General features: G+C 62.1%; 16 protein-coding genes. 5 read left to right on the top strand and 11 right to left on the bottom strand.

Features of this window, described 5'->3' with window-relative positions; genetic code table 11:
• Nucleotides 1-7: 7 nt before the first annotated feature.
• The 5 genes from DEJ54_RS10105 to DEJ54_RS10085 all read left to right on the top strand — a co-directional run bounded on the left by DEJ54_RS10105 (nucleotide 8) and on the right by DEJ54_RS10085 (nucleotide 4079).
• Nucleotides 8-388, top strand: coding sequence for a hypothetical protein (locus tag DEJ54_RS10105; RefSeq protein WP_113154452.1), 381 nt, complete (start codon nucleotides 8-10; stop codon nucleotides 386-388).
• A 468-nt stretch (nucleotides 389-856) separates the two neighbouring features.
• Entirely contained in the window at nucleotides 857-1846 is a 990-nt protein-coding gene (locus tag DEJ54_RS10100) for a hypothetical protein (protein ID WP_113154451.1), read from the top strand.
• 119 nt (nucleotides 1847-1965) lie between these two features.
• A complete protein-coding gene (panB, locus tag DEJ54_RS10095; protein WP_113154450.1) occupies nucleotides 1966-2811 on the top strand; it encodes a 3-methyl-2-oxobutanoate hydroxymethyltransferase in 846 nt (281 codons plus the stop codon).
• Nucleotides 2808-3665 carry a pantoate--beta-alanine ligase gene (gene panC, locus DEJ54_RS10090; protein WP_113154449.1) on the top strand — a complete coding sequence of 286 codons (858 nt, stop codon included), beginning with the start codon at nucleotides 2808-2810 and terminating at the stop codon, nucleotides 3663-3665. The genes panB and panC overlap by 4 nt, the downstream gene beginning before the upstream one ends.
• 174 nt (nucleotides 3666-3839) lie before the next feature.
• Entirely contained in the window at nucleotides 3840-4079 is a 240-nt protein-coding gene (locus DEJ54_RS10085) for a hypothetical protein (protein ID WP_113154448.1), read from the top strand.
• Nucleotides 4080-4119: 40 nt separating this feature from the next.
• Here DEJ54_RS10085 and DEJ54_RS10080 read toward each other — a convergent pair whose 3' ends face one another.
• From DEJ54_RS10080 to katA, 11 genes are all read right to left on the bottom strand, one after another.
• Entirely contained in the window at nucleotides 4120-4488 is a 369-nt protein-coding gene (locus DEJ54_RS10080; protein WP_204360789.1) for a potassium channel family protein, read from the bottom strand.
• Complete coding sequence (locus DEJ54_RS10075; protein WP_113154447.1) at nucleotides 4485-5567, bottom strand: AI-2E family transporter; 1083 nt, start codon at nucleotides 5565-5567, stop codon at nucleotides 4485-4487. The genes DEJ54_RS10080 and DEJ54_RS10075 overlap by 4 nt, the downstream gene beginning before the upstream one ends.
• Nucleotides 5551-6063 carry an HdeD family acid-resistance protein gene (locus tag DEJ54_RS10070; protein WP_113154446.1) on the bottom strand — a complete coding sequence of 171 codons (513 nt, stop codon included), beginning with the start codon at nucleotides 6061-6063 and terminating at the stop codon, nucleotides 5551-5553. Before DEJ54_RS10070 ends, DEJ54_RS10075 begins: the two co-directional genes overlap by 17 nt.
• Before the next feature lie 10 nt (nucleotides 6064-6073).
• Nucleotides 6074-6592: an HdeD family acid-resistance protein gene (locus DEJ54_RS10065; RefSeq protein WP_224873405.1), complete on the bottom strand. Its 519-nt coding sequence runs from the start codon at nucleotides 6590-6592 to the stop codon at nucleotides 6074-6076.
• A 20-nt stretch (nucleotides 6593-6612) separates the two neighbouring features.
• The gene (locus DEJ54_RS10060) at nucleotides 6613-8160 is read right to left on the bottom strand and encodes a phospholipase D family protein (RefSeq protein WP_113154444.1); all 1548 of its coding nucleotides are present in this window, start codon (nucleotides 8158-8160) and stop codon (nucleotides 6613-6615) included.
• Between the two features lie 157 nt (nucleotides 8161-8317).
• A complete protein-coding gene (locus DEJ54_RS10055; RefSeq protein ID WP_113154443.1) occupies nucleotides 8318-8680 on the bottom strand; it encodes an ArsC family reductase in 363 nt (120 codons plus the stop codon).
• 7 nt (nucleotides 8681-8687) lie between these two features.
• The gene (gene guaA, locus DEJ54_RS10050; RefSeq protein WP_113154442.1) at nucleotides 8688-10250 is read right to left on the bottom strand and encodes a glutamine-hydrolyzing GMP synthase; all 1563 of its coding nucleotides are present in this window, start codon (nucleotides 10248-10250) and stop codon (nucleotides 8688-8690) included.
• A 125-nt stretch (nucleotides 10251-10375) separates the two neighbouring features.
• The gene (locus DEJ54_RS10045) at nucleotides 10376-11017 is read right to left on the bottom strand and encodes a 5'-methylthioadenosine/S-adenosylhomocysteine nucleosidase (protein WP_113154441.1); all 642 of its coding nucleotides are present in this window, start codon (nucleotides 11015-11017) and stop codon (nucleotides 10376-10378) included.
• Nucleotides 11014-11481, bottom strand: a complete 468-nt coding sequence (locus tag DEJ54_RS10040; protein ID WP_113154440.1) for a PaaI family thioesterase — start codon at nucleotides 11479-11481, stop codon at nucleotides 11014-11016. The genes DEJ54_RS10045 and DEJ54_RS10040 overlap by 4 nt, the downstream gene beginning before the upstream one ends.
• Nucleotides 11482-11515: 34 nt before the next feature.
• Complete coding sequence (locus DEJ54_RS10035) at nucleotides 11516-12802, bottom strand: RsmB/NOP family class I SAM-dependent RNA methyltransferase (RefSeq protein ID WP_113154439.1); 1287 nt, start codon at nucleotides 12800-12802, stop codon at nucleotides 11516-11518.
• 132 nt (nucleotides 12803-12934) lie between these two features.
• A complete protein-coding gene (katA, locus tag DEJ54_RS10030; protein WP_113154438.1) occupies nucleotides 12935-14440 on the bottom strand; it encodes a catalase KatA in 1506 nt (501 codons plus the stop codon).
• Between the last annotated feature and the right edge of the window lie 117 nt (nucleotides 14441-14557).

Below are 14557 nucleotides of genomic sequence, written 5' to 3'. Positions count from 1 at the left end.
CGGGACCATGTTTTCAGCTCTGCGCATACGCAACACAGAGCCCGACCGGGACAGCGATGCGGCGCGGTTCGCGCAGCTTCTGGCGAACCTCGAAGAGCTTGAGGCGGCTTTGCGGCACGAGCGACAGGGCCTCAAGGAACGCTGCGAGCGCGTGGCGGCCACCGCCGCCTTTGCGCAGGAGCGTTTCGAGGATCACCCCCGTGAGGCACGGCTCTCCACGCAGATCGATGACATGACCTGCGCCATGAAAACCTGCACGCGGCGCATGGCGGCGCTGCAACGCCAGATCGGCCTTGTCGGGCAGCTTCGGCTGATGGCGCAGAGCTTTGTCGCCGACCATGACGAGACACCGTCCTATACGCTGGCGCGACCAGAACTGCGCCACTGAACCGGCGTCCAGGCCATGCCTTTCAAAATGATTAGAGGAGAACCGCCGATACGCTGACAAGATGAAAGGCATAAGACCTAAGCGCAGGGGATTTGCACCAACGTTCTATCTGCACGGCGCGCGCGGGCTTTTATGATTTCAGGCAGTTGCAGGCATTGCACAACACAATTCATTGGGTGTTAAGCCACCGCCTTCATTGAGGTTTTCAGGGAGGTTCTCAGGCTTGACGCAATAGATAAACGAGGCTCCGGATCGTCACGCCGAGACAATGGCGAGGGATGTCTCCCGGTTCAAACGGAGAGGAGCGAACCGGGGGAGCGGGAGGATATGCGAAACGATGGCAGTGAGCCGGTGTCGGCCAACCAGGCACCGGACGGCGGACCAGGAAAGGTCGGTGAACCGGGCAGAATTCTCATGACAAGCAGTGGCAGTTCAGAACGCGCAACTCAACAAACCGACACAGCCGACATGCTCGCGCTCATCGAAGAGAACATTCGAACCTTCGAGCTGAGCCTGTCGGGAATGCGCGTTGTGGTTCCCGTCGACAACGGGCTTCTGGCCGCCACCGCCACCATCGCACTCATGGCCGGGGCGAGCGCCGTCACCGCCATCACCCCGCCCGCCACGCGTTTCCAGCCTGCAGAAGAAGCAGCAGACGCAACGCGTGCGCTGGCCGAAGCCGCCGGACTTGCGGACGCCCTCTCCATTGAAGAGCGCATAGACGACGAGACCTGTCGAACCACCAACATTCTGGTGAACGGCCCATCCATTCGCCCCATCACACGGTCCCTGATCGAGCGCATGCACGAACACTCGGCCGTGGCGCTTCTCCACGAAGCATGGATGACGCTGACCGGCGAGGTGGATGTGGAAGCCTGTCTCGAACATGAGGTGCTCATTTCCGCCGTCAATGAATCCCACCCCCTCGTGGGCGGCAGGGAATACCAGAGCGCGCTTTGCCAGGCGCTTTTCAGGGATGCCGAAATTCCGCTGGAGGATGCGGACATCGTGCTCATCTGTGACAATCCCCTCTCCGACAATCTGGAACAGGGCCTGCGCCGGGCCGGTGCGCAGGTGGCTGTCGTGGCCCACGCCAACCAGATATTCGAACACAGCTGGGACGCCATCCTTCTTGCCAAGCGGCCGCATGACGAACCCCGGCTGGGCATTCAGGATCTCGGCTGGATCGCCAAGAGCGCTCCCAATGCAACGGTGATCCAGTATTGGGGCGACGTGGACCGGAAGGCGGCGCGCTACTTCGAACTGAAGGTCTGGCCGCAGCGCACCCCCGGCAAGGGACAATGGGGTCTGCCGCTTGATACGCTCGGGCCCACCCCGATGCTGCGGCGCATCACCGGCGGCCTGAAAGCGGCCCAGACCGTGCTCGCCGGCCAACCGATCGCACCGGGTGATCTGGCGCAAACCCTTACATCTCCCGACATCTTCAATGGCGATTGACATTCGCGAATCTGCGCCTCACGCCTTCGCAACTGCGAAAAACTGTGTCATATCCCTCTCGCTATCGCACGGATGCGACCCTTTCCGGATCGTCTGGCGAAAGCGAAGGGAGGAGTATCTTGAGCGCCACCGCAAGAACTGCAGCTCTCACCCCGCCTGACATTCTGGCGAGAAAGGGGGGCGAGCCGCTTGTCTGCCTCACCGCCTACACCACGCCCCTCGCCCGCATCGTGGACAGGCATTGCGACATCATCCTTGTCGGCGACAGCGTGGGCATGGTCCTGCATGGCCTGCCAAGCACGCTCGGTGTGACCCTCGACATGATGATCATGCACGGGAAGGCCGTACGGCGGGGCGTGGAACGCGCTCTGCTCGTGGTCGACATGCCCTTCGGCTCCTACGAGGAATCGCCGGAGCAGGCATTTCGCAACGCCGCCCGCATCATGGCCGAAACGGGCTGTTCCGCCGTCAAGCTCGAGGGCGGTGAGACGATGGAAAGGACCATCCGCTTCCTCACCCGCCACGGCATTCCCGTCATGGGGCATATCGGCTTGACCCCGCAGGCGGTGAACAGTTTCGGCGGCTACAAGGTACAGGGGCGCGGCGATGACGCCTTCCACATTCTGCGTGACGCGGAAGCCGTGGCGGACGCCGGCGCGTTTTCCGTGGTGCTTGAAAAGGTGCCGGCCGCACTTGCCGACCGGATCACCGCCACCACCCCCATACCCACGATAGGCATCGGCGCATCCGCGTCCTGCGACGGCCAGATCCTCGTCGTCGACGACATGCTCGGAATGTTCGATACGTTCCGGCCGAAATTCGTGAAGCGGTTCGCTGAGCTCGGTCAGACAGCGGATGAAGCCATTGCCGACTATGCAAGCGATGTGCGCGCCCGGCGCTTCCCCGCCGCCGAACATGTTTTCTCAGACACCGCCCCGGCGCTCCACAAGGGAAAGACCGAATGAGCCTCAGCATTCTCCGCACCGTTGCCGATCTGCGCGACCGGGTTCAGACGTGGCGGCGCGCCGGCGAGCGCGTAGCGGTGGTGCCCACCATGGGGGCGCTGCACGAAGGCCATCTGAGCCTGGTGCGGGCCGGCAGGGAGCGCGCGGAACGCGTGATCGTGACGCTCTTCGTCAATCCCAAACAGTTCAACAACGCATCGGATCTGGCAGCCTATCCGCGCACCGAGGCCGACGACGCGGCGAAGCTTGCGCCATTCGGCGTCGATGTTCTGTTCGCGCCCGGGGTTGAGGAAATGTATGGCAACGGCTTCGCCACCACCGTTTCGGTGTCCGGCGTGAGCGAGGGCCTGTGCGGTGCGCACCGCCCCGGACATTTCGACGGCGTCGCCACCGTGGTCAGCAAGCTTCTGCTGCAAAGCGGCGCGGACTGCGCGCTCTTCGGCGAAAAGGATTATCAGCAACTTCTGGTGGTGCGCCGGCTTGTCGCCGACCTCAACATCCCGACAGAGATTATCGGCTGCCCGACCGTGCGCGAGGCCGACGGGCTTGCCCTCTCGTCCCGCAATGTGCGCCTGACGCCGGAAGAACGCCGCACGGCCCCCGCCATCGCCAATGTGCTGCGGGAGACCGCCGAACGTCTCGCCTCTGGCATGATGGCCGCGCCCGCGCTCGAGGCGGCGCGTTCGGCACTGGAAGCTGCCGGTTTCGACCGTGTCGAATATTTCGATCTGAGGGACGCAGAAACCCTGCTTCCGATCGAGCGCGTCGATCAACCCGCAAGACTGCTCGCCGCCGCCTGGCTGGGTGAAACACGCCTCATCGACAATCTGCCGGTGATACCTCTGGGGAATTGAAGACCGGCTTTTGCTGATACGGATTTTGCAATGGCGATTGCGTCACAGCTGCGTGACTTTCGATCCCAACCACTTGATTTCACAGTGATCGCCCGCCCTGCGATACTCCGCGCTTCGGCATGCGTAGGATCGCGCCGAAGTCCGCAAAAAATCACCATCTACAGGGAGGTCGTTATGAAAACCCTCATTCTGACGGCATTGGCAACGCTGTTTCTCGCCGCACCTTCAGTCGCCGTGGAACCGATCAAGGGAAGCCTGAATTACGAAGCCAGCATGTCAACGCTGGACAACACCCCGGTCGGCTCGGTGACCTTCAATGACTTCTACAACAGGGGTACCCACTACCGCGAAATCTACATCGTCGGTCCGGACCGTCGCCTGAACCTGGTCAACCGCACGGTGGTCAGCGATTGATGCAACATTGTCTGTTTCCCAGCTAAAACGGCCCTGACATTCAGGGCCGTTTTTTTGTGCGCCCTGCACGCTTTTTCCTGTCCGCCCCGTCTTCATCCTTGAGACGATGGGAGAGGATGGCAGTGGCGACGGTGGTGGCCGTGGCCACGAAGACACCGAGGCCAATCAGCACATAGACGATGGTGAACATCTTGCCTGCAAAGGTTTGCGGCGAGAAGTCTCCATAGCCCACGGTCGAGATGGTGATGACCGAGAAATACACTGCATCCAGAAAAGACCAGTCTTCAGCCCAGGAATAGAAGATCGCGGCACACAGAACGATGGTGCATGTGAAAGCCATCAGGCTCAGAACATTCCTGTCGGAAAAGGCCGCACGCACCCCCCGCCAGAGTTCCGCGATCATCCTCATTTTTCTTCGCCGTTTTGCAGCACCGCCTGCACGTCTTCGGCAAGAAGGAGTGCAATCGGTCGGGTGCCCTCAAAGTTTGCCAGAATGATTGCAAACATCGAAGTGAGCGGAATGGCCAGAATGGCGCCCGGAATGCCCCACAGGGACGACCAGAGCGCAAGCGACACAAGCACCACGAAAGGCGACATGTTGATCCGCCGCCCGATCATGCGCGGCTCCAGAGAATTGCCGACCCACATCTGCGCACCCGTGAGCAGGATCGCAACAACAACCGTCGTCTGGATCGAACCGAACTGCGCAAGCGTCAGAAGCACGGGGAAGACCACGCCAAGCAGCGACCCCACATAGGGGATGTAGTTCAAGAGGCCGATAAGAACCGCCCAGAACAGCGCAAAATCGACGCCAAACAGCTTGAGGACCGTAAAGGACATGACGCCCAGAATGACGTTCACAAGCGTTTTGACGGTAAGGTATTCGCCGATATTGCGGTTGATGTCGCGCACCATCATATGCGTCTGGCTGGCCCGCTCCTGAGGCAGGACAGCAGCGATCTTGCGCGCAAAGCCGCCACGCTCGGCCATCAGAAAGGTGGAATAGATCACGGCCATGAAGATCACGCCGGCCAGCGAGCCGACCGAGCCGATGCCGACAGCTGCAATCCGCTGCAGGTTGATCCGCCCCCAGAGCGTCTCGATCAGCGTGCTGAGATTGGGGATCTCTTCGATTTCAAAACGGGCCGATATGCTCTCCAGCATATCAGTCAGGTTCTTCTGGTAGACGGGCAGGCGCGCCATCACCTGCTCTGCCGTGCCGACCATAACGCTCGCGAGCAGCAGCAGCACCAGAACGAAAATCGCCAGAACAACGCCCCTGAGCGCCCATTCCGGCAACAGGCCGATCAGCGGCACCCGGGCAAGCGCCGCTGTCGCGGTGAGCAGGACATAGACGGAAATGATCGCGATGAAGATCGGCATCAGAACCGATTTCCCGACCACCAGTATCCACCCGATCAGGACCGCCAGTACGACGGCCATGACCAGTGTGGTGAAGGCACGAAGCGGATCAGCCTTTTGGAGCATGTTGTCTCAGACGCAGCGACAGAAGCACGAGTGCAGCGCCGCTTGCGAGCAGTTCGAGTGCAACGATCAGCCCGAAATTGAGGCTGAGGCCCATGAGCACGATCAGGCCGAGAACGGCCGATACGCCGCCCGCCACGAGCAGCGCGGGGAAAACCGTGTCACCGCGCAGGCTGCGCCCCATCCACACCTTGCCGAGGCCCGACGCGAGCAGGAACACACCCAGCAGGACGCGCAGTATGCTGCCATCGCCAAACGGTCCGAACAGAAGCGACACGCCGAGAAAAAGCGCGGCTGCCGCCAGCAGCCCTGCGCCGGTCATCGTGCGAACGTCCTTCGCCTTGTAGGCTGCCCAGCCCTGAAGGGCGCCGACGATGACCAGCGCCCAGCCACCCAGCGTGATCGTCAGGTTCGAGGCCGAGTTCAGGTTGAACAGGGCAGCCAGGCCACCGACCAGCGCCACAACGCCGGCCAGCAGCCACAACATCCAGTGCTTCATTTTATCTCTCTCACGCTGCCGGGCTTTTGCGGGAAAGCGCCAGCACAATCAGGGACACGCCATTGGAGATCAGTTCCACGGCGAGGAAAATGCCCAGAACGACCAGCGCCGACTGCGGGAAGTTCGCGAGAATCATGCCACCGAGCACCAGCGAGACGATGCCAGCCAGGATCATGATCCAGCGCAGACGCGAATCCGATGCGCCAATGCCCAGGAAAATGCGCATCACGCCCATGGCCAGAAGCATCGCAGCGACCACGAAGGTCAGCGAGACCATGCCGCCAAGCGGGTTCGCGATCAGGCTCACGCCAACGAAAAGCAGCGCCAGCCCCAGCAGGATGGACAGAAGCCGTCCGCCCCACCCCTGATCGTTGAACACCGACAGGATCGTCAGAATGCCCACAACGATAAACACCCAGCCGGCCAGAAGCTCGGCCGTGAGCGTTGCGGCCAATGGATTGGCCAGCGCGATAAAACCACCGACAAGCGAGATAATCCCCGCGAGCAACCACCAGAACCAGTTCTTCATTTTACTCTCCTTGAGGCCGCCTAGAGCAGCCATTCCACCGGCAACCAGCCGATAACAACTGTAGCAATCTGCTGGAACCATGTAGCGCCAGGTTCTTCCTGATAGATTACCGGATCGCCCTGCCGCTTCTCCTCTACCCAGATCATCTTGTTTTCCGGTGTGAGTTCAGGCTGATAGCTTACCAGATCGAGCGGACCATCAAAGCCGGCGCTCACCTGCTGCGCCATGGACGGACTGTCGATCAGGAAACCCATCTCGCAATTCAGCATCGCCGAGCGCGGATCGAAGTTGAACGACCCGATAAAGATGCGCTCGCCATCCATCGCGAAGGTCTTCGCGTGCAGGCTCGCGCCCGAAAGCCCCAGCGGCTTCAACTGGATCGCCGATTCAGGCGTCACCCCGCCACGCAGCTTCAGCTCATAAAGATTGACGCCGGCCTCCAGAAGCTCGCGCCGGTATTTGGCATAGCCGCTGTGAACGAGAAGCACATCCGTGGTGTTGAGCGCGTTGGTCAGGATGTTCACCTGCCTGTCGGTGCGCGCCAGATCCCCGAAATAGGCGGCCCCGATCTTTCCCGGCACGAAATAGGCCGAGATCAGATCAAGCCGCTCGCGCGTTTCGCCGAGAAGCGCGCCCAGCCGCATGATCATGAGTTGATCGCGCGTGGCGATGCCCTGTCCCTTGACCGGATCGTCGGCCACGAGCTGCACATTGGTCCATTCGAGCGCCTCGCCGCCCCCGGCATAACGCGCCGCACTGCTTTCCAGTTCGGCCAGAACCGCGCGGGCTTCCTCGCTGCCCTCCACCTCCGCGACACGCGTCTCGAAGCCGGCCATATCGCCCGAACCATTGATGATCGTCTCGACGCTGAACACGGAAGCGCTGTTCCAGTATTGATCGAACACGGCCGCCGTCTGCGGCAGCACATGGCCCGTCGCCAGCACGTCCATGTCCACATAGAAGGCGTCGCCGATCTGGAAATATTCATCGCCGATGTTGCGGCCGCCGATAATCGCCGCCGCACCGTCCGCGATCAGTGCCTTGTTGTGCATGCGCCGGTTCATGCGGAAAAAGTCGAACGTATATCCGAAGAGCTTTGGCCGGCGCACCGTGGAAGGATTGAACAGCCGGATATCGAAATTCGGCAGCGTGTTCAGCGCGGCCATGTAGCCGTCGAGGCCCGGCACGCCATTGTCGTCGAGCAGGAGGCGCACCCGCACTCCGCGGTCGGCGGCCTCTTTCAGAGCCGCCAGAAGCAGGATGCCGGACGTATCGTCATGCCAGATGTAATATTGCGCATCGATGGAGACTTCGGCCCGCTCGATCAGCGCGAGCCGGCTCGCCAGCGCATCCTTGCCATCGGCCAGCGGAAGAACGCCGGTTTTGCCGGGGTGGCTTGAGGCCCCCTGCGCCATCAACCGCCCCAGCGGTGTGGCGGGATCGACCGCAATCGTCTTTTCCGGCGCGCGATTGGAAATGTCTGGAAGCGGGAACAGCAGGCGCAGAATGATCACCGCCACGGTGGCCGCGATCGCGATGGAAATCAGAGTGAGTATCACCCGCTTCATGCGCAAGGAGCTCCCGGCCGCGTGGATAGAAGCCCCAATGTATCCCAACTATATGAAGAATTGGCAAGAAACCGGCTTTGCGTGTCGAGAAACGGAATGAAAAAGGGGCTCTCGCCGGTGCGGGAGCCCCTTGTCTTTCTCGCCGGTGCGCCTTCGTTCAGGAGGCGAAGGCGGTCTCGTAGATTTCAGGCTTGAAGCCAAGGATGCGCTGATCGCCGAGATCCAGAACCGGGCGCTTGATCATGCTGGGCTGCTCCAGCATCAGCTTGACGGCCTTGTCGGCGTCGAGATCCGCCTTGTCCGCATCGGACAGTTTGCGGAACGTCGTGCCGGCGCGGTTGAGAACCTTTTCCCAGCCCAGCTCGCGGACCCAGGCTTCCAGCCGCTCACGGTCGATGCCGGCGGATTTGTAGTCGTGAAACGCATGCGCAACGTCATGCGCCTCAAGCCAGGACCGCGCCTTCTTCATCGTGTCGCAGTTCTTGATGCCGTAGATCACGACAGGGTTCGAAGCGTTCATGGCCGGATCACTCCCACTCGATGGTGCCAGGCGGCTTGGACGTCACGTCGTAAACGACGCGGTTGATGCCCTTCACCTCGTTGATGATGCGGGTCGCCGCGCGGCCGAGGAATTCCATGTCGTAATGGTAGAAATCGGCGGTCATGCCGTCGACCGAGGTTACCGCGCGCAGCGCACAGACGAACTCATAAGTGCGTCCGTCGCCCATAACGCCCACGGTCTGCACCGGCAGAAGCACGGCGAAGGCCTGCCAGATCGCGTCGTAGAGACCGGCCTTGCGGATTTCGTCCAGATAGATCGCATCGGCGGAGCGCAGGATCTCGAGCTTCTCGCGGGTCACGCCGCCGGGGCAGCGGATGGCGAGGCCCGGTCCCGGGAAGGGATGGCGGCCGATGAAGCTGTCGGGCAGGCCGAGCTCCTTGCCGAGCACGCGCACCTCGTCCTTGAAGAGCTCGCGCAGCGGCTCCACCAGGCTCATGTTCATGCGCTCGGGCAGACCGCCCACATTGTGGTGCGACTTGATGGTGACCGAGGGACCGCCGGTGAACGAGACGCTCTCGATCACGTCGGGATAAAGCGTGCCCTGCACCAGGAAGTCGGCGCCGCCGAGCTTCTTGGCCTCTTCCTCGAACACTTCGATGAACAGGCGGCCAATGGTCTTGCGCTTCGTCTCCGGGTCGCTCTCGCCTTCCAGAGCGCCGATGAAGCGGTCGGAGGCGTCCACCAGGATGAGCGGGAGATTGTAGTGCTCGCGGAACATGGCGACGACTTCCGCCGCCTCGTTCTTACGCATCAGGCCGTGATCAACCAGAATGCAGGTGAGCTGATCGCCAATGGCTTCATGGGTGAGCAGCGCGGCCACGGAGGAATCGACGCCGCCGGAAAGCGCGCAGATCACCTTGCCGTCGCCAACCTGCTTGCGGATGGCTTCGACGGCCTGCTCGCGATAGGCGGCCATCGTCCAGTCGCCCTGAAGGCCGGCAATGTTGTTCACGAAATTCGAAAGAAGCTTCGCGCCATCCGGCGTGTGCACCACTTCGGGGTGGAACTGCACGCCGTAATATTTGCGCTCCTCATTGGCGATGGCCGCAAACGGCGCGCCCGTGGAGGTGCCGACAACGCGGAAGCCGGGCGGAATTGCCGTCACGCGGTCGCCATGGCTCATCCAAACCTGATGGCGCGTGCCCTTGGCCCAGATGCCTTCGAACAGCGGGCAATCGTCCTCGATTTCGAGGAAGGCGCGACCGAATTCACGGTGATCGCTGCCTTCGACCTTGCCGCCGAGCTGGGCGCACATGGTCTGCTCGCCATAGCAGATGCCGAGCACCGGAAGACCGGAATCGAAGATCACCTGCGGCGCGCGCGGGCTGCCGATATCGACCGTCGAGGCCGGGCTGCCGGAGAGGATGACCGCTTTGGGCGCAAGGCGCTCAAACGCCTCTTCCGCCGACTGGAACGGTGCGATTTCGCAATAGACTCCGGCTTCGCGCACCCGCCGCGCAATGAGCTGCGTGACCTGGCTGCCGAAATCAACGATGAGAACTGTGTCGGGATGGGATGTCGTTTTCATGGCGAGCCTTTAGAGAAAGATACGGGTGGGCGCAAGCGGGCGGGCAAAGTTTTCCCGGTGCCGAAACGCCGCATCCGGGCCTGAAGCGGCTGGTCTGTTTTTACTGAAAATCATGCAGCGCGCCATCACAAAAGCCCCTTGGCGAGGGCTTCTTCCAACTGATCCACGGCCGATGCGAGCTTCTCGTCGATGACGTGCAGATACTCCGTCCAGTCGGCCACGTGCTGCAGTTCGGCAGCGCCATCGGAGATGCCGCGCAGCGCCACCAGACCGAGACCGAAGCGCTGGCAGGCGCGCAGCGCCGCAAACGTCTCCATGTCCACCATCTCGGCGTCGATGGCGTCATAGGCCGCGCCCGAAACGATATTCGCGCCGGTCGAGAGCGTTGCCTCGCGAATGCCGGGAATGCGATGCGGCAGGGGCATGACCGCCGGATGATCGAGGAACGGCGTCACGCCCTTCTCGAAACCGAGCGGCGAGGCATCCATGTCGCGGTAGGACACGGCGGTCGCCTGATACACCTCGGTCTGCTCCAGCGAGCGGCTGCCGGCCGAGCCAAGCGACACGAGCAGGTCGGGCAACTGCCCTTCCGCGTCAAGCAGCGCAAGCTCGGCGCCCAGAACAACACCGGCCTCGACCGGGCCGATGCCGGTCATCAGCGGTGTGAAGCGCTTCTTGAGATGCGGGCCATATTCGGCATCCGCCGCCATCACGAAGAGAACGCGCTTGCCGGAGAGGGTGGCCGGTTCCAAGGGAGCCCGCGTCATCCTTCCAGCCCTTCCCGTCCGACGATGGTCATCATGGTTCCGGTCATGGTGGCGATCAACTTGGCGTCTCCTTCAGAAGAATAGGCATAGGCCTGGCCGTCAGCGACAATGATGGTGCGGCCGGGCTTGGTGACCTCGCCGCGAAACAGAAAGCGCTCTCCGCGCCCCGGCGCAAGCAGATTGACCTTGAATTCGATGGTCAGCACCGCAGCATCCACCGGCATCAGCGAAAAGGCGGCATAACCGCAGGCAGAATCGAGCGCTGTCGAAATCACGCCCGCATGCAGAAAGCCGTGCTGCTGGGTCAGCCCTTCGGCATGAGGCATCTCGATCTCGACAATGCCCGGCGTCACGAGCGTCAGCTCCGCGCCGATGGTCTGCATCATCTTCTGGCGGGCAAAGCTTGCGCGCACCCGCGCTTCGACATCCGTGGGATTGGTCTCGTTGGGATTGGTCCCGTTCATAAGCAGACCTCCTGTGCCGCGGTTCCGGCCTCTCTCAGACGCGCTCCAGAGCGGCGAAGTGGAAACCGTCCGTTGCAGTGCGGTGGGGCGAAAGCGCGATGCCGGTCGCCTGGTCTATTCTTGCCCTGGCCGCCTTGCCGGGGAAGTGCCTTTCCCAGAGCGCCTCATGGTCCACCGGGCGAAACGCCGGATTTGCCTTGATGAAGGCGCGGACCTGATCTTCGTTCTCTTCGGCAAAAACCGAGCATGTAATGTAGGCGAGACGACCGCCGGGACGCACGAAACGCGCGGCCTTGGCGAGAATTTCGGCCTGCTCGGCCTGACGCTGTTCCAGCTGTTTCTCGCCCAGCCGCCATTTGGCGTCGGGCCTGCGCCGCCAGGTGCCGGCCCCGGTGCAGGGCGCATCGACCACGACCAGGTCGAGCCGTCCCTCGAAGGGCGCAAGGGCAGCATCATCCGCCACCGCCTGCACATTGCGGCACCCTGCCCGCTTCAGCCGGTCGATGATGGGGGCAAGCCGTTTCCTGTCTGCATCGAATGCGTGGATCTGGCCGGTATTGCCCATGGCTGCGGACATGGCGAGCGACTTGCCGCCCGCGCCGGCGCAGAAATCGAGCACCTGCATGCCCGGCGTCGCATCCGTCAGCTCTGCGACGATCTGTGACCCCTCGTCCTGCACTTCGAACCAGCCATCGCGGAAAGCCTGTTCGGACTGCACGTTGGGATGCCGCCCCTGCCCTTCGATGGCCGGGACGCGCAGGCCCTGAGGCGCGAGATCGCAGGGCAGCGCACCGGCGCTGGCAAGCGCCTTTGCGACCTGATCGCGCGTCGCCCGGAGCGTGTTGGTTCGCATGTCGAGCGGCGGGCGTTCCGAAAGCGCTGCGGCTTCCGCCACCCAGTCATCGCCCCAGGTGCGCTTCAGAAGCGGCTCGCACCATTCAGGGCTTTCCGCACGCACGCCATCGGGTGCTGCATCAAGCGGATGATCCGCAATGCGGGCAATTTCGTCGCTGGAAAGCGGCGGCGGCGCGAAACTGTCTTCAGCCAGCGCGGCGTTGAGCATGTCCGGCGTGCACTCGCCCTGCAAGAGCAGAGCGCCGAAGGCCAGCGCGCGTGGCGTTTCTTCCTGAAAAATCCAGCCGGCAGAGCGTTTGCGGCGCAGCGCATCGTAAACGATGTTGCCGATGGCGGCGCGATCCTTGGAGCCAGCGAAACGGTGGGACAGTCCCCAGTCTCTCAGCGCATCCGCTGCCGGCCTGTATCGCCGGTCGATATCGTCCAGAATCTCAATGGCCGCAGCCAGCCGTCCGCCAAGTCGCATGTCTTACCTTTGCCGGTTACCCGAATGGCGAACAGCTAGCCGGTACAGGCCATTTGCACAAGTGAAACGGGCGTGGATCGCTCCACGCCCGTCACTTATCCCCGGTACTGATCCGAGCCTTTTGCCGGTTTTCTATTCCGCAGCGTGCTGCGGTGTCTTGCCGGTCACCGGAACCGCATTGGCCTCATAGCCATGCGCTTCCTTCAGCGCCTTGCGCACACCGTTCCCGTAATCGGGATGCACCTTGTCGAAATGCGCGAGCTGGCGCTCGATGATTTCGCCCGGCACCCCGCCCATGGCGGCGGCGATGTTGGAGAACAGCCGGTTTTTCTGGCCCTCGTCGAAGAGGTTGAAGAGCGCGCGCGGCTGACCGTAATCATCATTGCCGATGCGATGATTGTAGCGATCCGCATCGCCTGAAATTCTGAGCGGCGGCTCCTTCGCAGCCGGGCTTTCCACCGGACCGCCAAAGGAATTGGGCTCATAGAATGCATCCGGGTTGCCGGTCTTGATGCCGCCGAAAGTGTTCATCTCGCCATCACGGTGATAGTGGTGAACCGGGCATTTCGGCTGGTTTACCGGGATCGTCTCATAATGCGTGCCCAGCCGGTAACGGTGCGCATCGGCATAGGAGAAGATGCGCGCCTGCAACATCTTGTCCGGCGAGTAGCTGATGCCCGGCACGATGTTGGAGGGCGAGAACGCCGCGTTCTCGATCTCGGTGAAGTAGTTGTCCGGGTTGCGGTTCAGCTCCATCACACCGATGTCGATCGGCGGATAGTCCGCGTGCGGCCATACCTTGGTGAGATCGAACGGATTGTACTCGGTCTTCTCCGCATCGGCCTCGGGCATGATCTGCACCTGCACCTTCCACTTGGGGAATTCGCCGCGCTCAATCGTGCCGAACAGAGCTTCCTGATAGCTTTCGCGGGTCTTGCCGACCACGTCTTCAGCCTCGGCATTGGTGTAATGCTTGTGGCCCTGCATGGTCTTGAAGTGGAATTTCACCCAGAAGCGCTCACCCTTGTCATTCCACAGCGAATAGGTGTGTGAGCCGTAGCCGTTCATGTACATCGGCGCCACCGGCAGGCCGCGGTCGGACATGAGGATGGTCACCTGATGCAGGCTTTCCGGCGACAGCGACCAGAAATCCCACATCGCCGTGGGCGAACGCAGATTGGTGCGCGGGTGACGCTTCTGCGTGTGAATGAAGTCGGGGAATTTCAGCGCATCGCGGACGAAGAAGACGGGCGTGTTGTTGCCCACCAGGTCCCAATTGCCGTCCTCGGTGTAGAATTTGAGTGCAAAGCCGCGCACGTCGCGCTCGGCGTCGGCTGCGCCCGCCTCGCCCGCAACGGTGGAGAAACGCGCCAGCATCGGCGTTTTAGCGCCCGGCTGCAGCGCCTTGGCGATGGTGTATTTCGAAATATCGCCGGTGATCTTCAGCACGCCATGCGCGCCCCAGCCCTTGGCGTGCACCACGCGCTCGGGAATGCGTTCGCGGTTCTGGTGCGCAAGCTTTTCGATGAGCTGGTAGTCCTGAAGGAGAACCGGTCCGCGCTCACCCGCAGTCACGGAATTCTGGTTGTCGCTGACGGGGGCGCCAGCGGACGTGGTCATCGTGGGTTTGTCTGCCATGAAAGATACTCCCTTGCTTGCTCTCCGGTGCCTGACCGGTTGCCGGTTGGACTGCGGCATGGCTTGGAACAAATTGAAGGTAGTCACGCCGCCTCATAAATTCCAATTGTCTTTCAT

Source organism: Nitratireductor sp. OM-1 (assembly GCF_003296175.1).
GTDB classification, from domain to species: domain Bacteria; phylum Pseudomonadota; class Alphaproteobacteria; order Rhizobiales; family Rhizobiaceae; genus Nitratireductor; species Nitratireductor aquimarinus.
This window is presented reverse-complemented; position numbering and strand designations above follow the sequence as displayed.